17 protein-coding genes are annotated in these 19,402 nt (G+C 70.1%); 13 read left to right on the forward strand and 4 right to left on the reverse strand.

What is annotated here, in order from left to right; all coding sequences use genetic code 11:
* Positions 1 to 194 precede the first annotated feature (194 nt).
* On the reverse strand, positions 195 to 2,045 hold the full coding sequence (locus EBL85_RS09355) for a bifunctional diguanylate cyclase/phosphodiesterase (RefSeq protein WP_148040528.1): 1,851 nt from the start codon (positions 2,043 to 2,045) through the stop codon (positions 195 to 197).
* 83 nt (positions 2,046 to 2,128) lie between these two features.
* The gene (locus tag EBL85_RS09360) at positions 2,129 to 2,953 is read right to left on the reverse strand and encodes an HDOD domain-containing protein (RefSeq protein ID WP_190288063.1); all 825 of its coding nucleotides are present in this window, start codon (positions 2,951 to 2,953) and stop codon (positions 2,129 to 2,131) included.
* A 279-nt stretch (positions 2,954 to 3,232) separates the two neighbouring features.
* Here EBL85_RS09360 and EBL85_RS09365 point away from each other — a divergent pair, with 279 nt between their 5' ends.
* The 5 genes from EBL85_RS09365 to EBL85_RS09385 all read left to right on the forward strand — a co-directional run bounded on the left by EBL85_RS09365 (position 3,233) and on the right by EBL85_RS09385 (position 7,943).
* Complete coding sequence (locus EBL85_RS09365) at positions 3,233 to 3,670, forward strand: phosphate-starvation-inducible protein PsiE (protein ID WP_123139697.1); 438 nt, start codon at positions 3,233 to 3,235, stop codon at positions 3,668 to 3,670.
* Between the two features lie 84 nt (positions 3,671 to 3,754).
* Complete coding sequence (gene queF, locus EBL85_RS09370; RefSeq protein ID WP_062276506.1) at positions 3,755 to 4,144, forward strand: preQ(1) synthase; 390 nt, start codon at positions 3,755 to 3,757, stop codon at positions 4,142 to 4,144.
* A 5-nt stretch (positions 4,145 to 4,149) separates the two neighbouring features.
* On the forward strand, positions 4,150 to 5,442 hold the full coding sequence (locus tag EBL85_RS09375; protein ID WP_123142773.1) for an FGGY-family carbohydrate kinase: 1,293 nt from the start codon (positions 4,150 to 4,152) through the stop codon (positions 5,440 to 5,442).
* 121 nt (positions 5,443 to 5,563) lie between these two features.
* Complete coding sequence (gene tviB, locus EBL85_RS09380) at positions 5,564 to 6,850, forward strand: Vi polysaccharide biosynthesis UDP-N-acetylglucosamine C-6 dehydrogenase TviB (RefSeq protein WP_123139695.1); 1,287 nt, start codon at positions 5,564 to 5,566, stop codon at positions 6,848 to 6,850.
* Between the two features lie 85 nt (positions 6,851 to 6,935).
* Positions 6,936 to 7,943 (forward strand): NAD-dependent epimerase, encoded by a 1,008-nt coding sequence (locus EBL85_RS09385; RefSeq protein ID WP_123142774.1) that lies wholly within the window; start codon positions 6,936 to 6,938, stop codon positions 7,941 to 7,943.
* A 74-nt stretch (positions 7,944 to 8,017) separates the two neighbouring features.
* On the opposite strand, the gene EBL85_RS09390 is transcribed toward EBL85_RS09385, so the two are convergent.
* A complete protein-coding gene (locus EBL85_RS09390) occupies positions 8,018 to 8,929 on the reverse strand; it encodes a recombination-associated protein RdgC (RefSeq protein WP_123139693.1) in 912 nt (303 codons plus the stop codon).
* Between the two features lie 481 nt (positions 8,930 to 9,410).
* On the opposite strand from EBL85_RS09390, the gene EBL85_RS09400 reads away from it, so the two are divergent.
* Positions 9,411 to 10,688, forward strand: coding sequence for an HlyC/CorC family transporter (locus EBL85_RS09400; protein WP_123139692.1), 1,278 nt, complete (start codon positions 9,411 to 9,413; stop codon positions 10,686 to 10,688).
* A 10-nt stretch (positions 10,689 to 10,698) separates the two neighbouring features.
* Here the strand turns inward: EBL85_RS09400 and EBL85_RS09405 are convergent, their stop codons facing one another.
* The gene (locus EBL85_RS09405; RefSeq protein ID WP_123142776.1) at positions 10,699 to 11,403 is read right to left on the reverse strand and encodes a ComF family protein; all 705 of its coding nucleotides are present in this window, start codon (positions 11,401 to 11,403) and stop codon (positions 10,699 to 10,701) included.
* 110 nt (positions 11,404 to 11,513) lie between these two features.
* On the opposite strand from EBL85_RS09405, the gene bioB reads away from it, so the two are divergent.
* From bioB to EBL85_RS09440, 7 genes are all read left to right on the forward strand, one after another.
* Positions 11,514 to 12,554 (forward strand): biotin synthase BioB, encoded by a 1,041-nt coding sequence (gene bioB, locus EBL85_RS09410; protein WP_123139690.1) that lies wholly within the window; start codon positions 11,514 to 11,516, stop codon positions 12,552 to 12,554.
* Entirely contained in the window at positions 12,551 to 13,720 is a 1,170-nt protein-coding gene (bioF, locus tag EBL85_RS09415; RefSeq protein WP_123142777.1) for an 8-amino-7-oxononanoate synthase, read from the forward strand. Before bioB ends, bioF begins: the two co-directional genes overlap by 4 nt.
* A gap of 26 nt (positions 13,721 to 13,746) precedes the next feature.
* Positions 13,747 to 14,505: a pimeloyl-ACP methyl ester esterase BioH gene (bioH, locus tag EBL85_RS09420; RefSeq protein WP_123139688.1), complete on the forward strand. Its 759-nt coding sequence runs from the start codon at positions 13,747 to 13,749 to the stop codon at positions 14,503 to 14,505.
* Positions 14,505 to 15,404: a malonyl-ACP O-methyltransferase BioC gene (gene bioC, locus EBL85_RS09425; RefSeq protein WP_123139687.1), complete on the forward strand. Its 900-nt coding sequence runs from the start codon at positions 14,505 to 14,507 to the stop codon at positions 15,402 to 15,404. Before bioH ends, bioC begins: the two co-directional genes overlap by 1 nt.
* A 31-nt stretch (positions 15,405 to 15,435) precedes the next feature.
* On the forward strand, positions 15,436 to 16,110 hold the full coding sequence (gene bioD, locus EBL85_RS09430) for a dethiobiotin synthase (protein ID WP_123139686.1): 675 nt from the start codon (positions 15,436 to 15,438) through the stop codon (positions 16,108 to 16,110).
* Between the two features lie 467 nt (positions 16,111 to 16,577).
* Positions 16,578 to 17,783: a D-alanyl-D-alanine carboxypeptidase/D-alanyl-D-alanine-endopeptidase gene (locus EBL85_RS09435; RefSeq protein ID WP_123142778.1), complete on the forward strand. Its 1,206-nt coding sequence runs from the start codon at positions 16,578 to 16,580 to the stop codon at positions 17,781 to 17,783.
* A 16-nt stretch (positions 17,784 to 17,799) separates the two neighbouring features.
* The gene (locus tag EBL85_RS09440; RefSeq protein WP_123142779.1) at positions 17,800 to 18,636 is read left to right on the forward strand and encodes a trypsin-like peptidase domain-containing protein; all 837 of its coding nucleotides are present in this window, start codon (positions 17,800 to 17,802) and stop codon (positions 18,634 to 18,636) included.
* Positions 18,637 to 19,402: the final 766 nt, after the last annotated feature.

Consider the following 19,402-nt stretch of genomic DNA (forward strand, 5'->3'; position numbering starts at 1 on the left):
GCACAGCCGTGCAGAGCGACCTCAAGCCATTGATAAGAAAGGGCATCGACGATGCGATGACGACACCCCGCGCCGCGTCCGCTCGCCCTGGACCGGCGATCGGCATCGCGGCAGAAAAACCATGAACTCGCGGTGGATGTCAAATCTCGTTGACGATGCCGCCGACACGGCGCTATGGCCGCGTCACCAACAGCTCAATGAGACCGCTCGGGCTCGAGGATGTTGCGCAGCGGCTCGGGACGGCCGATGAAGTAACCCTGAACGAAGTCGATGCCGATCTCCTCGAGCAGCGCCAGGGTGGCGTCGTTCTCGACGTGCTCGGCGATGGTGCGCTTGCCGAGGATCTTGCCGATGTCGTTGATCGAGCGGATCAGCGCAAGGTTGGCCGAGTCGGTGGCGATGCCCTGGACGAACTCGCCGTCGATCTTGAGGAAGTCGACCTCGAGGTCGCGCAGATAGAGATAGGAGGCATAGCCGCTGCCGAAGTCGTCGAGCGCGAAGCGACAACCGCGCGACTTGAGCCCGGCGATGAAACGACGTGCGGCCTGCAGGTCGGAGATGGCCACGGTCTCGGTGACCTCGAAGCAGATCTTGCCCGGCGTGGTGTCGAAGTGGCGAAGCTGCTCGAGCACATAGTCGAGGAAGCCGCGACTGCCGAGCGAGTGACCGGAGAGGTTGATGGTGACATAGCCGAAGCGATCGAAGCGCTCGGCATGTTCGGCGAGCGTCTGCAGGACCGAGCGCACCACCCAGCGATCGAGCTTCACCGACAGCCCGTAGCGTTCGGCGATCGGCAGGAACTGCCCCGGCGAGATCAGATCGCCATCCTCTCCCTTGAGTCGCAGCAGGATCTCGTAGTTGATCGGCTCGGCGGCGGCATGCGGCGCCCTGGCGTTGGCCACGATCGGCTGCGAGAACAGCTCCAGGCGGTCCTCCTCGAGCGCCCGCACCAGCCGCGACAGCGCGTGCGCCTCGTTGTTGCGCCGCTTGAGCTTGCCGTCGTGCTCGCGATACAGCCGGACGTTGCCGCCGCCGACCTCCTGGGTCGAGAGACAGGCCGAATAGGCCTTGCGCAGCAGCTGCTCGCCCGAGTCGCCGTCACGATACTCGGCCACGCCGATACTCAGGCTGATGACGAAGCGATAGCCGCGAAAGCTGAACTGGAAGTCGTCGACCGCATCGCACAGCGACTCGGCCAGGGTCTCGACCCGGTCGGCCGCCCTGCCCTCGAGCAGGATGCCGAACTCGTCGTTACCGAGCCGTCCGAGCAGGCTCGCCCCGGCGAAATGCTCGCGCAGCAGCTCGGCGAGCACCCGGATCAGCTGATCGCCGGCGGCCTGACCGGCGGCGTCGTTGATCACCCGGAAGCGATCGATATCGACATGGATCAGCGCCCGCCCCCCGGCGCCGGGCGCAACCCGCCCCAGCGCCCGCGCCAACTCTGACTCGAAGGCGGCGCGATTGAGCAGCCCGGTGAGCGTGTCGAGTCGCGCCAGCCGATCGCGCAGCCGCGACTCGCGCACCAGCGCCGACTCGGCCGCCGAGCGCCGACGGCGCTCGGCATCGAGCGAGGCGTCGCAGTGACTGAGCGCGCGGCTGCGCTCGGCGATGGCCTCACGCTGGCCACGCACCAGCCGCCCGTGCTCGAGGGTCTGCGTCAACACGTCGCAGACCAGTTGCAACAGGCGCTCGTGCCAGCGCGAATAACGCCCGGCGGCAGGATGACCGACCACCAGCACGCCCTGCACCCGTCCCGCCGCGGCGAGCGGTGCGGCCAGCAGCGAACCGTGGACCTCGCTGGCGCCGCGCAGGATCTCGCCGTCGGCGATGACGCGCGCGGCCAGCTCGTCGAGCGCCGCGCCGGGCGCATCGGCGTCATCGGGGTCGCGGCGGACATGGGCGGTGCAGACCAGCGCGCGGTCGTGCTGGAGATAGAGGGCGCAGCACTCGAGGTCGCGATGCGTGACACAGGCGCGGGCGGCGTGCGCGCACAGCTCGGGTTCGTCGAGCGCCGTGGCGTCCGGCACCACCAGACTGCGCAGCATGCTCAGGGATTCGATCAGGGAAAGAATGCCGGAGTCCCCACCGGCGTCCATTGCACTGGGTTGGAAGATATCCATGTCAACCTCTAGCTGAAGGCATCCGCCATCTCGCACAGATGCCCGATCCGGGCGCACCAGCGCGAAGCGGTCCGCCGCCATTCATCGGCCTCGACCCCCAACGCCGCAGGCGGCGCCAGGTCCAGATCCCCGGCCGTCTCCGGATGACGCTCGGCCAACGTCGCGAAGCGCTCGGCAAAGCCCACCAGCTGCACCAGCCGCCAGTACCCACCGTCATAGTCCGGCTCGCCGTGTCGCGCCATGGTCACGGCGAGCCCCGGCGGCAGCTGCCAGGCGCGCGCCAGCGCGGCCCCCGCCAGGCAGTGATCGAGTCCCAGCCGTTGTCGGGTCAACTCGGCGACCCCTCGCTCGGGGTCGTCGGCGGCGGCGATGAAGACCTCGTCCATGACCTCCGGCGTCAGGTGCACCAGCACCAGCAGCCCGAGGTTGTGCAACAGACCGGCGAGATAGACCCCGGCGAGGGTCTCCTCGCGATCGCCCGGCACCTTGGCCGCGAGCGCCTCGGCGAGCGTCGCGGTGAGCATCGCCCGACGCCAGTAGCGCCCGGGGTCGAATGCCGGACAGCGATCGCGCTCGAAGGGCGCGCTCAGCAGCAGACTGATGCTGAGGTCGCGCACCAGGCGCAAGCCCAGCACCCGGATCACCGCATCGCCGAGATCGCGCGCCGGGATGGGACCGGCGAAGAAGGCCGAGCGGGCGATCCCGAGCAGCCGCGCGGCGATCGGCGGGCTACGCTCGATCAGCTCGAGCACACGATTGACATCGAGCTCGGGGTCGACCAACTCGGCGAGCAGCACCTGCGCCTGCTCGGGAAGCGGCGGAAGGGACTGCAACTCGCGGATCAGCGTGCCGAGTCGGGCAGGCGGCGAGCATGACGGGGATACGGCGGCGGGAACGTCTGTCACTTGGAACTCGCGACATGCCCCGGCGCATCGCGCTCGACACCCCGGGGCATACAGAAACTCGGGCTAGCGCCCAACTCTACACTCGATTCTGCTCACGTGCAGGACCCAGATCCCAAAATCTCATATCTCACGACGGCTGACTATCCTTGGACGAACCGCCCCCCGATCGTCACGGGGCCCAACGTCCAGTCGAAGGGAGGAGCCGACATGCGCCTGGAACAGCGACTCAACGCCCTGCTCTCGACCCTGTTCCGCTTCACCGAGAAGCTGGTGCTCACCGGCGTCGGCGTGCTCGCGCTGATGGGCATCGCGCAGCTGGTCTGGGGCATCGGCGAGCATCGCGAGGTGCGCCTCGAAGACCTGCTGCTGATGTTCATCTATATCGAGATCATGGCGATGACCCACGTCTATTTCGTGCGTCACGCCGTGCCCTTCACCTACCCGATGTTCATCGCCGTGACCGCGCTGTCGCGGCTGATCGTGCTCCAGGGCAAGAACATCGCCCCCGAGAACCTGCTCTACGAGGGCGGCGCCATCCTCTTGGTGAGCATCGCCATCCTCATCGTGCGCTACAGTCAGCGCTACAGCATCGACGCCGCCGGCGAGGCGACGCACCACGAGCCCGAGCCGACCGAGCACCGCTGAACCATCGCCTTGCACCGGCGCAACGCGTAAACTTGCGCCCCGGCCGCCACCCGCGGCCTGCTTCAAATCAGGAGATACCGAGAAATGCCAAGCGCCCCGAGCCGTTCGCTCGAGACCTTCCCCAACCCCCAGCCCGAGCGCGACTACACCATCCGCATCCGCGTGCCCGAGTTCACCTGTCTGTGCCCCAAGACCGGCCAGCCGGACTTCGCCGAACTCACCCTCGAGTACATCCCCGAGGCGCGCTGTGTCGAACTCAAGGCGCTGAAGAACTATGTCTGGTCCTATCGCGACGAGGGCGCCTTCCACGAGGCGGTGACCAATCGCATCCTCGGCGACCTGGTGGCGGCCACCGAGCCGCGCTTCATGCGTCTGACCGCGGACTTCAACGTGCGCGGCGGCATCTACACCACGGTGGTCGCCGAGCATCGTGCCGCCGACTGGCAGCCCCAGCCCCAGGTGCAGCTGCCCTGAGACCGATGCGCGGGGAAGCGGCCTTCATCGGGCTCGATCTCGGCACCTCCGGGTGTCGGGCGGTAGCGATCAACGCCGCCGCCGAGCCGCTCGCCGAGACCCGCACCGCACTCCCCGACTCGACCCGACCGGCCCCCGGTCGGGTCGAACAGAACCCCGAGGACTGGTGGCAGGCGCTCACCGAGGTGCTGCGCGCGCTGGTCGCCGCACTCCCCGATCATCGCCCCGCGGCGCTCGCCGTGGCCGCCACCTCCCCCACATTGTTGCTCGCCGATACCGCCGGCGATCCGCTCGGCCCGGCGCTGATGTACGACGACCAGAGCGCCCACCAGGCCGCCGCACGCATCGCCGCCAGCGCGCCGACGAGCAGCGCCGCGCGCGGCCCCGGCTCGGGGCTGGCCAAGCTGCTCGCGCTCCATGACCGGCTCGCCCCCGCAGGTCCGTTCTGGGCGCTGCATCAGGCCGACTGGCTCACCGCCCGACTGACCGGCGTGCTGGCCGCGAGCGATTGGCACAACGCCCTCAAGCTCGGTCACGACCCCGAGCGCGCGGGCTGGCCCGAGTGGGTCGGCGCACTGCTGCCACCCGGCGCGCGGCTGCCGCAGGTGCTCGCCCCCGGCACCCGGATCGCACCACTCGCCCCGGCGGTGGCCGCCATCACCGGATTGCCCCCGACCACCCGGGTGGTCGCCGGCACCACCGACAGCACCGCCGCGGCGCTCGCCGCCGGACTCGCGCGACCGGGCGAGGCGCTCACCAGCCTCGGCACCACCCTGGTGGTGAAGGTGCTCTCGCCGCAGCGCATCGAGGCCCCCGACTACGGCGTCTACAGCCACCGCTACGGCGCGCACTGGCTGGTCGGCGGCGGCTCCAACAGCGGCGCCGGGGTGCTGCGCCGCGAGTTCGACGATGACGCCCTCGTCACGCTCAGCGCACGCATCGACCCCGAGCGCGACTCGGGGCTCGACTACTACCCGCTGCCGGGGATCGGCGAGCGCTTCCCGCACCCCGACCCGCATCTCGCGCCACGGCTCGACCCTCACCCCGGCGACCCGGTACGCCGCCTCCACGGCCTGCTCGAGGGCATCGCCCGGATCGAGGCCGAGGGCTATGCCCGGCTCGCCGAGCTCGGCGCACCACGGCCACGCCACGTGCTCAGCATCGGCGGCGGCGCGCACAACCCTACCTGGACGCGGATGCGCGCACGCCTGCTCGACTGCACCGTGCTCCGCGCCTTGCGTCAGGAAGCGGCCTTCGGCGCAGCACTGCTCGCCCGAGGCGGCAGCGCCGACGGCTGAAGCGGCCATCGAACACCGTCGCGCCACCCCACAACGGGCTGCTAACATGCAACGATCCGTGCCCAAGACGGCCCGGCCGACGTCCGCTTTCTCTCACTGACCCAAGAAGGAGCTTCCTGCCGTGACCTTCGATTCGGACCTGCAAGACCTGCGTATTGGCATCATCGGACTGGGTTACGTCGGCCTGCCGCTGGCCGTCGAGTTCGGCAAGCGCTACGACACCGTCGGCTTCGACATCGCCGCGGCACGCATCGCCGAGCTGCGCGCCGGGCGCGACAGCTCGCTCGAGGTCGAGCCCGAGGAGCTGCGCGCGGTGAGGCGACTGAGCTACACCGAACAGGCCGCCGACCTGGCCGAGTGCCGGGTGCTGGTGGTCACCGTGCCGACCCCGATCAACGAGCACAAACAGCCCGACCTCGGCCCGCTGGAATCGGCCAGCCGCGCCATCGGCGAGATCATCCGCCCCGGCACCGTGGTGGTCTACGAATCGACCGTCTACCCCGGCGCCACCGAGGAGGTGTGCGTACCGATCATCGAGCGGATCTCGGGGCTGACCTACAACCAGGACTTCTTCGCCGGCTACAGCCCCGAGCGCATCAACCCCGGCGACAAGGAACATCGGCTGCCGACGATCAAGAAGGTGACCTCGGGCTCGACCCCCGAGGTGGCCGACTTCGTCGATGCGCTCTACGCCTCGATCATCACCGCCGGCACCCACCGCGCCAGCAGCATCCGCGTGGCCGAGGCGGCCAAGGTCATCGAGAACACCCAGCGCGATCTCAACATCGCACTGATCAACGAGCTGGCGCTGATCTTCGGCAAGCTCGGCATCGACACCCAGGAGGTGCTCGAGGCCGCCGGCAGCAAGTGGAACTTCCTGCCCTTCCGCCCCGGCCTGGTCGGCGGTCACTGCATCGGCGTCGACCCCTACTACCTCACCCACAAGGCGCAACAGATCGGCCACAACCCCGAGATCATCCTCGCCGGGCGGCGGCTCAACGACAGCATGGGCGCCTATGTCGCCGGTCAGGTGATCAAGCTGATGGCACGACGCGGCGGACTCGGCGAGGCGCCGCGGGTGCTGGTGCTGGGACTGACCTTCAAGGAGAATTGTCCCGACCTGCGCAACACCCGGGTGGTCGACATCCTCGCCGAGCTGGCCGACTATGGCATCGCCTGCGACGTCCACGACCCCTGGGCCGACAGCGCCGCGGCCGAGGCCGAGTACGGCATCACCCTGGTCGACGACCCGGCCGCGGGCGTCTACGACGCCGTGGTGCTCGCCGTCGCCCATCGCCAGTACGCCGCGCTCGGGGCCGAGCGCATCCGCGCCTACGGCAAGCCCGGCGCCGTGCTCTACGACGTCAAGCAGCTGCTGCCGCGCGATCAGGTCGACGGCCGGCTCTGAGCCCGCGCCCGCCCGGGCCGGGCACACGCCCCCATCCCCCCGACCCGGCGCGCCCACCCCGGGCGCGCCCTGGAGCGAGAACACTATGAAAGTCATGGTCACCGGCAGCGCCGGTTTCATCGGCTCGGCCCTGTCGCTGCGTCTGCTCGAGCGCGGCGACGAGGTGATCGGCGTCGACAACCTCAACGACTACTACGACGTCAACCTCAAGCGCGCCCGACTGGCGCGCACCCAGGACCATCCGCGCTTCCACGACCTGCGCATCGACATCGAGGACGGCGCGGCGCTCCATGCCGCCTTCGCCGAGCATCGCCCCGACCGGGTGGTCAATCTCGCCGCCCAGGCCGGGGTGCGCTACTCGATCGAGAACCCGATGGCCTACGTCAACACCAACCTCGTCGGCTTCGCCAACATCCTCGAGGGCTGTCGCCATCACGGCGTCGAGCACCTGGTCTACGCCTCGAGCAGCTCGGTCTACGGCGCCAACACCGAGATGCCCTTCTCGGTGCATCACAACGTCGACCACCCGGTCAGCCTCTACGCGGCGAGCAAGAAGGCCAACGAGCTGATGGCCCACACCTACAGCCATCTCTACCGGCTGCCGACCACCGGGCTGCGCTTCTTCACCGTCTACGGTCCCTGGGGCCGGCCCGACATGGCGCTGTTCAAGTTCACCCGCGCGATCCTCGCCGGCGAGCCGATCGACGTCTTCAACTACGGCAAGCACCGTCGCGACTTCACCTTCATCGACGACATCGTCGAGGGCGTGATCCGGGTGCTCGACCGCGTCCCCGCGGGCAATCCCGCGTGGAGCGGCGCGGCCCCAGACGCAGCCTCCAGCGCCGCGCCCTACCGCATCTACAACATCGGCAACAACAATCCGGTGGAGTTGATGGAGTACATCGCGGTGCTCGAACGCTGCCTCGGGCGCGAGGCCGAGAAGAACCTGCTGCCGCTGCAGCCCGGCGACGTGCCCGACACCTATGCCGACGTCGCCGATCTGGTGCGCGACACCGGCTACCAGCCGAATACCTCGGTGGCCGACGGCGTGGCGCGCTTCGTCGACTGGTATCGCGATTTCTATCGGGTGTGAGGGGACATCGGCCCGCGCCGAGGGCGGGCCGGTGGGGAGGAGGACGCCGGGCGAAGACGCCCGGCGTCGACGGCTCAGATGCCGGCGCGCGCCTCGGCGAGCCCGAACACCGTCTCGAGCCGCGCGAGCAGGTTGCGCAGCTGCAGCGCGAACAGCGCGAACTCGGTCTCGAAGCGCACCGCCGGGTCCTCGATCTCGTCGTCGAGGGTGTCGAGCAGCTCCTCGGCCATGCGCAGCCGCTTCAGCGACAGATCGTCGGCAAGGGTGAAGCTGAAGCGCTCGTCCCAGGTCAGCGCGAGCTTCACCGCGCGCTTGCCGGCGCGCAGATGGGCGAGCACCTCGTCGCTGGTGAGATCACCGCCGCTGATCCGCACCACCCCGCTCTTCTCCTCGGCGTCGCGCAGCTCGCAGGCGTCACCGGCGACGAAGTCGGCCGGGGCGCTGTCCTCGAGCAGCCAGCGCGAGAGCACCTCGGCGGGGTGCTCGGCCGGCGCCGGCAGCAGCGCCGGCAGGCTGCCCAGGGTCTCGCGCAGCAGCGAGACGACCTCCTCGGCCTGCTTCTCGCTGGCCGCGTCGATCACCATCCAGCCGCTCTCGGTGTCGATATAGGCGCGGGTGCGACGCGAGCGGGTGAAGGCGCGCGGCAGCATCTCGTCGACGATCTGCTCGCGCAGACGGCGCCGCTCGGTGCGACCGACCTCACGCGACTCGCCGGCCTCGATCTCGCCGATACGCTCCTCCAGCGCCTCCTTCACCGCCGCCGTCGGCAGCAGACGCTCCTGCTTGCGCGCGCAGATCAGCAGGCAGCCCTCGAGGGGATGGACCAGCGCCCCGCCGTCCTCGCCGAGCGGCGCGCTCCAGCCCATGGTCGCGGTCTCGAGCGGACCGCAGGGACGGAACCTGCGCCCGTCGAGCTGGGCCTCGAGTTCCTGTCCGTCGATGCGGACGGGCTGTTCGAGGCGATAGAGTCTGGCGTTCTTGAACATTGGCTTCCCCGGCAAAAAGCGCTGAATTATGCCCGACACGGGAGGAACCGCAAGGACACAGGGCCAGCGGCCAGCGGCCAGCGGCCAGCGGCCAGCGGCCAGCGGCCAGCGGCCAGCGGCCAGCGGCCAGCGGCCAGCGGCCAGCGGCCAGCGGGAGTTTGAACCACAAAGACGCAAAGTGCACAAAGGGATTCAAACCGCCGGCAACCAGCGCGGGTGCGCCCTCGATGAGGGCATCGCTTGCCGTCAGCCCTGGCGTACGTTCCAGACGTCAGCCTTTGAGGGTGGCGCCACCGGCGGCTGGCGGCTGATATCCGGCGGCTGGAAAGGCGACCAGCGCGGCTTTACGTTAGAATCCACCGCCGGCGCCGGGATGCCCAGCGCCGCCCCGACACGCCCAGGCGTACACCCTGCACCGCCCGATCCCCGATCCATCGCAGCGCCCCAGCCACCACTGCTCACCGACCATCGGTAACCCAACGTGAACGATTTTCCCCTGCCCGGCCTGTTCCTGATCCTCTTCCTGCTCATCCTGCTGTCGGCCTTCTTCTCGGGTTCGGAGACCGCGCTGCTCACCCTCAACCGCTACCGTCTGCGTCACCAGGCCGATCAGGGCAACCGCGGGGCGCGGCGTGCGCGCAAGCTGCTCGATCGTCCCGATCGGCTGATCGGGCTGATCCTGCTCGGCAACAACTTCGTCAACATCATGGCCTCCTCGCTGGCCACGGTGATCGCCATCCGACTCGGCGGCGAGGCGGCCATCGGCATCGCCGCCGGGCTGCTCACCCTGGTGATCCTGATCTTCGCCGAGGTCACCCCCAAGACCTACGCGACCCTCCATCCCGAGCGCCTCGCCTTCCCCGCCGCCTATGTCTACGGCCCCTTGCTCAAGCTGCTCTATCCGGTGGTGTGGCTGGTCAACCTGTTCACCAACGGGCTATTGCGACTGATGGGCATCGCCCCCGAGGACGGCGGTCAGGGCACCGCGCTCAGCCGCGAGGAGCTGCGCACCGTGGTCAGCGAGGCCGGGGCGATGATCCCCGAGCGCAGCCGCTCGATGCTGCTCGGCATCCTCGACCTCGAACGCGCCACCGTCGAGGACATCATGATCCCGCGCAACGAGGTCGACGGCATCGACATCCAGGACAGCGCGGAAGAGATCATCCAGGCGGTGCGCAATACCAATTACACCCGCCTGCCGCTCTACGACGGCGGCATCGACAACGTCATCGGCGTCTTCCACGCCCGCAATGCGCTCCACGCCCTGCTCGAGAAGGGGCTCGGCAAGGAGCACCTGCGGGCGATCGCGCGCCAGCCCTACTTCGTCCCCGAGGGCACCCCGCTCTACCAGCAGCTGTTGAACTTCCAGCACACCAAGCAGCGCGTCGGCCTGGTGGTCGACGAGTACGGCGACTTCCAGGGGCTGATCACCCTCGCCGACCTGCTCGAGGAGATCGTCGGCGAGTTCACCACCGACCCCTCCGACAGCATCTCCGAGATCCAGCCAGCCGAGGACGGCTCGCTGCTGATCGACTGCGGCATCGGGCTGCGCGAACTCAACCGCGTGCTGCGCTGGGAGTTGCCGACCGACGGGCCCAAGACCCTCAACGGGCTGATCCTCGAGTACCTCGAGACCATCCCCGAACCCGGCACCAGCCTCAAGCTCTCGGGGCACCCGATGGAGATCATCCAGACCGCCGACAACGGGGTGAAGACGGTCAGGATCATCCCGCGCCCGACACGCCGCCCGCGGCGCTGAGAGGGCGCGATCAGGGCGTGCGCGCCACCACCCAGACCTCGATCTCGCACGCCCCGGCGCGCGTCAGCACCCGCGCCAGCGCGCTCACCGTGGCACCGGTGGTCATCACATCGTCGACGATCGCCAGACGCCTGGCGGGCAGTGCCCGGGCCAAGGTGAAGGCGCCCGGGCCGATGTTGCGCTGGCGCGCGCGGCGCTGCTGGCCGACCTGCGGCGGGGTCGCGCGCACCCGCAGACAGAGCCCGGGGGCGACCGCCACGTCGAGCGCGACGCCGGCCACCCGCGCCAGCTCCAGCGCCTGGTTGTAGCCGCGTGCGCGCTGGCGCGCCGGGTGCAGCGGCACCGGCACCAGCAGCTCGGGCAACGGCGGCGCGAGCGCCGCGCGCGTCTCGGCGAGCAGCCGCCCGAGCAGCACCGCGCGATCGAGTCGGGCGTGGAACTTGAGATCGGCGATCAGCCCCGGCACCAGCCCCTGATAGCGCAGCGGCGCATGACAGCGAACGAAGGGCGGCGGGCGCGCCACGCAGCGCCCGCACCAGCGCCCGGCACCGAGGTCGGTATCGAAGGGCTGGGCACAGCGGGCGCAGCAATGGTGGTTGACCGGCAGCTCGGCGCGACAGCCGGCGCAGAGATCGAACCCGGACTCGCCGGGCGCGCCACAGAGCACGCAGGTCGGCGGATAGAGCCCCTCGATCAGACGCCCCAGCAGCGTCATCGCGCTCCGCCCCGGACGACGCGCGGTAAACCTTGAAGCCTCGCGAAAGTTGACAAGAAGCGAAAAACCGATAGCATCTGGTGGATTTTGTCAGCCATCCGGACCCTCCCATGTCAGCCACCCTGCAAGCGCCCCCGATCCGCACCGACTGGACCGTCGACGAGGTCCTCGCCGTCCTCGAGCAGCCGTTCAACGATCTGATGTTCGAGGCCCAGTGCGCCCATCGCGCCCGCTTCAACCCGCACCGGATCCACGTCAGCACCCTGCTCAACATCAAGACCGGCGCCTGCCCCGAGGACTGCGGCTACTGCTCGCAGAGCTCGAAGAACCACACCGGGCTGGAGCGCGAACGGCTGCTCGAACTCGAGACCGTGCTCGCCGCCGCGCGCGCCGCGCGCGATCAGGGTGCGACGCGCTTCTGCATGGGCGCGGCCTGGCGCAACCCCACCGCCAACAACCTCGAGCACGTCATCGCGATGATCAAGGGGGTTCACGACCTCGGGCTCGAGACCTGCGTCACCCTCGGCATGCTCGACGCCGAGCAGGCGCGCACCCTCAAGGACGCCGGGCTGGACTACTACAACCACAACCTCGACACCTCGCCCGAGTTCTACGGCCAGGTGATCACCACCCGCACCTATCAGGACCGGCTCGAGACCCTCAAGCACGTCCGCGAGGTCGGCCTCAAGACCTGCAGCGGCGGCATCCTCGGCATGGGCGAGTCGCGCCGCGACCGCGCCTCGATGCTGCAGCAGCTCGCCACCCTGCCGGCCCACCCCGAGTCGGTGCCGATCAACATGCTGGTGCAGGTCGAGGGCACGCCGCTGTTCGGGCGCGACGCCATCGACCCGTTCGAGTTCATCCGCGTCGTCGCCACCACCCGGCTGGTGATGCCGGCCTCGCACATCCGGCTCTCCGCCGGGCGTCACGACATGAGCGACGAGATGCAGTCGCTGTGCTACCTCGCCGGGGCCGACTCGATCTTCTACGGCGATCACCTGCTCACCACCAAGAACGCCGGCACCAGCCGCGACCGCGACCTGTTCGCGCGGCTCGACATGCACTTCGTCGAGGACCACGGCGAGCGCGAGGAGCCCGGCGCCTGCAAGCGTCACGTCAAACTCGAAGAGATGCTGCCGAGCGACGCATGAGCCTCGATGTCCTCGTCCCCGAGCTCGAGCGGCTGCGTGATGCCGATCTCTATCGCCGACGCCGCGTCCAGCAGGGTCCGCAGCAGCCACGCGCCCGCATCGACGGGCGCGAGCTGCTGAGCTTCTGCAGCAACGACTATCTCGGGCTGGCCAACCACCCCGAGGTGATCGCCGCGCTGCAACGCGGTGCCGAGCGCTGGGGCGTGGGCAGTGGCGCGGCGCACCTGGTCAACGGCCACAGCGCCGCGCACGAGGCGCTGGAGGAGGAGCTTGCCGCCTTTACCGGACGCGAGCGCGCGCTGCTCTTCTCCACCGGCTACATGGCCAATCTCGGGGTGATCAGCGCCCTCGCCGGGCGTCGCGACACCCTGCTCCAGGACAAGCTCAACCACGCCTCGCTGCTCGACGCCGCCCAGCTCTCGCGCGCCACCCTGCGCCGTTACGCCCATGCCGACGCCACCGCCCTCGCCGAGCAGCTCGAGCGTCACCCGGAAACCCGGCTGGTGATCACCGACGGCGTGTTCAGCATGGACGGCGACCTCGCCCCGCTGCCCGCGCTCGCCGAGCAGGCGCGGCGCGCCGACGCCTGGCTGATGGTCGACGACGCCCACGGTCTCGGCGTGCTCGGTCCCGGCGGGCGCGGCTCGCTCGCGCACTTCGGGCTCGACCAGGACGCGGCACCCATCCTGATGGGCACCCTGGGCAAGGCGCTCGGCGTCTCCGGCGCCTTCGTCGCCGGCCCGGCGGTGCTGATCGAGACCCTGATCCAGCGCGCCCGCAGCTATATCTACACCACCGCCACGCCGCCGGCGCTGGCCGAGGCCACCCGGGTCAGCCTGCGTCTGGCCGAGCGCGAGACCTGGCGCCGCGAGCACCTGCAGGCGCTGATCATTCGGCTGCGCGACGGCGCGACCCGGCTCGGTCTCGAACTGATGGCGAGCGCCACCCCGATCCAGCCGCTGGTCGCCGGCAGCGCCGCGCGCGCCCTGGCCTGGAGCCGGGCGCTCGAAGAACGCGGCATCCTGGTCGGCGCCATCCGTCCGCCGACCGTACCCGAGGGCAGCGCGCGACTGCGCATCACCCTCTCGGCCGCCCATACCGAGTCCGACGTCGACCGGCTGCTCGCGGCGCTCGCCGAGCTGCCCCGCGCCGATCGCGCGGACTGACCCCACTGCATCGTAAGGAGACCCGCGTGTCCACCGGATCCAACCCGTCCCTGCCGCTGGTACTGCTCCACGGCTGGGGCATGAACGCCGCCGTCTGGGACGGCCTGCCGCCACAGCTCGGCGGCCTGCCGATCCAGACCATCGAACTCCCCGGCCACGGCGCCCGGACGCCCGCCCGCGCCGACCTCTGGGCCTGGGCCGACGCCTGCCTCGAGGCCGCCCCCGAGGAGGCGGTGTGGCTCGGCTGGTCGCTCGGCGGACTGGTCGCCCAGGCCGCCGCGCTGCGCGCCCCCAAGCGGGTGCGCGGACTGATCCAGCTCACCGCCACGCCGCGCTTCGTCCAGGCCGCCGACTGGCGCCCGGCGATGGCCGAGGAGACCCTCGGTCAGTTCCACCAGGGGCTGCTCGACGACCCCAGCGGCACCCTCTCGCGCTTCCTCGCGCTCCAGGTGCGCGGCAGCGACGCCGCGCGCGAGACCCTGCGCACCCTGCGCCAGGAGCTCACCACGCGCCCCGAGCCCGACCCGCGCGCACTCGCCGACGGACTCGACCTGCTGCGCGACGAGGACCTGCGCGGCCAGCTCCCCGACATCGCCTGTCCGGCGCTGTGGCTGTTCGGCAGTCACGACGCCCTGGTGCCGGCGGCGGTGGCCGAGCGCATCGAGCTGATCATGCCCGGCGCCCGCACCCAGGTGATCGCCGGCGCCGCGCACGCGCCGCACATCTCGCACCGACGCGAGACCCTGACGGCGATCGAGGGCTTCGTCGCCGAGGCGCTGGGCTGATGTCGACGCCCGACCCACGGCTGGCGCCGATCGACAAGCGCCGCGCCCGCGCCAGCTTCGCGCGCGCCGCGCCCGGCTACGACGCCGCGGCGGTGCTGCAGCGCGAGATCGCCGACCGCCTGCTCGAGCGGCTCGACTACATCCGTCTCCAGCCGCGTCGTATCCTCGACCTCGGCGCCGGCACCGGCTACTGCACCGCCGCGCTGCAGCAACGCTACAAGCGCGCCGAGGTGGTGGCGCTCGACTTCGCCCAGCCGATGCTGCAGCAGACGCGCCGGCGCGGGCGCTGGTGGCGCCGTCCGCTGTGCGTCTGCGCCGACGCCGAGTCGCTGCCGCTGGCCGATGACTCGTTCGACCTGATCCTGTCGAGCGCCACCATCCAGTGGTGCAACGACCTCGAACACACCTTCGGCGAGTGTCTGCGCATCCTCCGCCCCGGCGGTCTGCTGCAGTTCACCACCTTCGGTCCCGACACCCTGCGCGAGCTGCGCGCGGCCTGGGCCGAGGTCGACGGTCACGCCCACGTCAGCCCCTTCACCGACATGCACGAGATCGGCGATGCGCTGGTTCGCGCCCGCCTCGCCGACCCGGTGATGGACGCCGAACGACTGACCCTGACCTATCCCACCACCACCGAGCTGATGCACGACCTCAAGGCGATCGGCGCGCGCAACGCCAGCCGGGACCGCCCGCGCGGCCTGACCGGACGGGCGCGGCTGGCCGCCCTCGCCGCCGCCTATGAGCGCGAACGACGCGACGACGGCCGTCTGCCGGCGACCTACGAGGTGCTCTACGGCCACGCCTGGGCGCCCGAACAGACGCAACAATCGAGCACCGCCGACGGCGCCGTCGCGGTGCCGCTCGAACAGCTCCGCCGCCAGCTCGGCGGGCGCGACTGACCATCATTCAAAGACAAGGAGTACCCAGCCGATGCCAGGCCTGTTCGTCACCGGAACCGACACCGACTGCGGCAAGACCGCCGTCAGCCAGGGGCTGATCGCCGCGCTGGCCGCGCGCGAGCTACGCGTGCTGGGGATGAAGCCGGTCGCCTCGGGCTGTGTCGAGACCGCCGACGGACTGCGCAACGACGACGCCGAGCGCCTCGCCGCCGCCGGCTGGTGCGAACAGCCCTATGCGCGGATCAACCCCTATGCCTTCGCCCCGGCGATCGCGCCGCACGTGGCCGCCGCCGAGGCCGGGGTGGAGATCGCGCTGGCGCCGATCCGCGACGCCTATCGGGCGCTGAGCGACGAGGCCGACTGGGTGGTGGTCGAGGGCGCCGGCGGCTGGCGCGTCCCGCTCGGCGACCGACTGTCGATGCGCGACCTGCCGCGCGCGCTCGACCTGCCGGTGGTGCTGGTGGTCGGGGTCAAGCTCGGTTGCATCAACCACGCCCTGCTCACCCAGGACTCGATCCGCGCCAGCGGCTGCCCGCTCGTCGGCTGGGTCGCCAATCAGGTCGACCCGACGATGCCCGCCTCGGCGGCCAACCTCGACACCCTCACCCGCGCCATCGCCGCCCCCCGGCTCGGCGTGGTGCCCTGGCTCAACCAGTTCACCCCGGCCACCGTCGCCGCCCATCTCGACCCGACGCCGTTGCTGTGACGGAAGGGGCAAAGACCTTGAACCGCCAAGACGCCAAGCACGCGAAGTTTGCGTCGATTGAGTGACCCCTCCGTCCACCGTTTCACCGAAGAAGCGGTAAGCCCGAGGACGGGAAACCCGACATCGGCGCTCGATCAGCAGACGTTGAGGCATGCGTTGGGTTGTCACCGGCAACCCAACCTACGCGTCTGGCTCGACCAAATCACTCCGGCCACCGTCGCAGCCTATCTCGACCCGATGCCGTTGCCGTGACGCTTGTTATGAGCGACCGGCCTCCAGCGATCAGCCGCCAGTGGAGGTCGGCACTCGGACTCTGACGCTGGCCGCTCATGACTGGAGGCTGATGGCTGGCGGCTGGAAGCCCCCATCGCGTCTTTGCGGTGAATCCACCGCGCCTGGGCTATGCTGTGCGCCCGACGGCCCGGCCCGGTGCCGGGCATCCTGATGCCACTGACGACGAGCGTCCGATGATCGCACTCCATTCATCCCGTCGCCGCGCCGCACTCGTGCTGGGCGCGGCCCTGTTGTGTCTGAGCGGTCTGGCGCGCGGTGCCGATCCGCTCGCCACCGTGCGCGGGCTGGAGCACGCCAGCCTGCTGCTGGTCGAGCCCGACGGCACCACCGCGATCGCCCAGGGCGCGACCACGCCACGGGTGCCGGCCTCGACGATGAAGCTGCTCACCGCCTATGCCGCGCTCGAAACCTGGGGGCGCGAGCATCGCTTCCACACCGATGTCCGCCTCGACGACGACGGCGTCCTCTGGGTCGTCGGGCACGGTGATCCCTATCTGGTCTCCGAGGAGCTGATGCGCATCGCCACCGCGCTGCGCGCGCGCGGCCTCACCCGCATCAACGGACTCGGGCTCGATACTCACGCGCTCGGCGCCGATACCGAGATCCCCGGGCGCTCGCGCACCAGCAACCCCTACGACGCCCCGCTGAGCGCGCTCGCGGCCAACTTCAACACCGTGAGCCTGATACGCGAGGCCGATGGCCGGCTGCGCAGCGGCGAACCACAGACGCCGCTGACCGCCACCGCGCAGGCGCTGGGCGCCGACCTGGGACCGGGTCGCCATCGCGTCAACCTGATCGACCGCGCCCGTGCCGAGCGTCACTTCGGCGAGTTGTTCGCGGCGCTGCTCGAACGCGCCGGTGTCAGCGTCACCGGGCCGATCCGTCAAGCGCGGGCGCCACGCGGTGCGCGGCTGGTCTATCGACACCACAACAGTCGCACCCTCGCCGAGATGATCGCGCCGATGCTCGAGTACTCGACCAACTTCATCGCCAACGGCTTGTTCATCATGCTCTCCGACCCCAAGGACAAGGGAGTGGCGGGGATGGCCGAGGCGCGGCGCGCAGTGACCCGGCTGGCGCGCGACCGGCTCGGCTGGCGCGACGCGGTGATCGACGACGGCGCCGGACTGTCGCGCGCCAACCGGTTGAGCGCGCGCCAGCTCGTCGAGTTGCTCGACGCCTTCACCCCCTATCGCGACCTGATGCCGCGCCAGGACGACGACCCCCGGGTGCTGGCCAAGACCGGCACCCTGACCGGGGTCAGCAGCTATGCCGGCTACGTCCGGCGCAATGGCGGCTGGGGGCGCTTCGCGCTGCTCGTCGAGCAGCCGGTCGATCGCAGCCTGCGCCAGCGGCTGGCCAGCGCGTTGGCGCGCTGAATCACGGGAGGTACAGGTGTTCGACCCCATCGTCCGTCACCGCGTCGTGCTGGTGGCGCTGGCCATGTTGCTGGCGCTCGGTGGTTGCGCCCTGCCCCAGAGCGCCGACCAGCGCCAGCTCGCCGTGCCCGAGTTCGCCGGTTTCCCGCACCGCAAGGCCGGCGCCGACTACCCCTCGCTGGCACCGCTGATGCGCGAGATCACCCCGGCGGTGGTCAACATCGCGGTCGATGCCGAGGTCTCGGCGCGTGCCCACCCCTTTCTCAGCGACCCGGAGTTCCGCGGTTTTCTCGAACGCTTCGGGCTGCCACTGCCCGAACCCGGCGAGATCGAGCGCCAACGCAACGTCGGCTCCGGGGTGATCGTCGACGCCGAGCGCGGCTATGTGATGACCAACGCCCATCTGCTGCAGGGCGCCACCAGCATCCGCGTCACCCTCAAGGACCGGCGCAGCTTCCGCGCCCGGCGCATCGCCGCCGACTCCGACACCGACATCGCCATCCTCAGGATCCCGCCGGTCGAGGTGCGCGCGCTGCGCTTCGCCGACTCCGACCGGCTCGAGGTCGGCGACTTCGTCATCGCCATCGGCAACCCCTTCGGTCTGGGCCAGACGGTGACCTCGGGGATCGTCAGCGCGGTCGGGCGCAGCGGCATCGCCGACAACCGCTTCGGCGAGCTGATCCAGACCGACGCCTCGATCAACCCCGGCAACTCCGGCGGCCCGCTGATCGACCTCAGCGGCGCCGTGGTCGGCATCAACACCGCCCTCATCGGCCCGGCCGGCGGCAACGTCGGCATCGGCTTCGCCGTCCCCGCCAACCGCGCCCGCGCGATCCTCGCGCGGCTGCGCTAGAGGTAGCGCCGGGAGCCGGAAAGGGTGAACCGCAAAGACTCGAAGGGCGCAAAGGGATTGCAGCTTGCAGCCTCCAGTCGCCAGTGGGCGCTGTCGGCCAGCTCCGCGCGCGTGTCCGAGCGCCTCGCGGATGTTGCGTTGTACGCCATCCTGTCAGCGAGACGTGGCGGTGATGGTCACGGTCGAAGTAGCACCAGCCGCCAGTGTATCTGTGCCCTCGATGACGGCCCTGCTGCCCCCCAGCTGTAGCACGCTAGCGCTCGAGGACAGGCAGCCACTGGCCGCTGGTGGCTGATCGCTGGGGGCTATTTTCTTCTTTGCGCGTCTTCGTGCCCTTCGAGTCTGTGCGGTTCGAATCAGCTTCCAGCGATCAGCATCCAGCCTCCTGTAGGGGAGCCTGGTGTGTATGGTCGGCGGTTGACGGGCAAGACAGTCTCTTTGCGGTTCAATCCACTGGCGGCTGAGGACTGACGGCTGGCGGCAGAAAGCTGATCGCCCTTTTCGCCTTCGCGTCCTTTGTGGCTTTGCGGTCAATCCACTGGCGGCTGGCGGCTGGCGGCTGGCGGCTGGCGGCGATTTGCACTCACCGCCACCCTGTTCTAGAGTGCGCCCAGAGAGCCTCGCGTCATCGAAGGATCCCTGGGAGAGACCGATCGCGACGAACAACGCAACCGATCGGGTCGCCCCGTCGCCGCGTCCACCACTCGGGCCTCGGCGGGGCGCCATCCCCTCGGTGGAGCGACCGGTCCCGGCCGGCGTCCCGTTC

Source organism: Marichromatium sp. AB32, assembly GCF_003718675.1.
GTDB lineage: Bacteria > Pseudomonadota > Gammaproteobacteria > Chromatiales > Chromatiaceae > Marichromatium > Marichromatium gracile.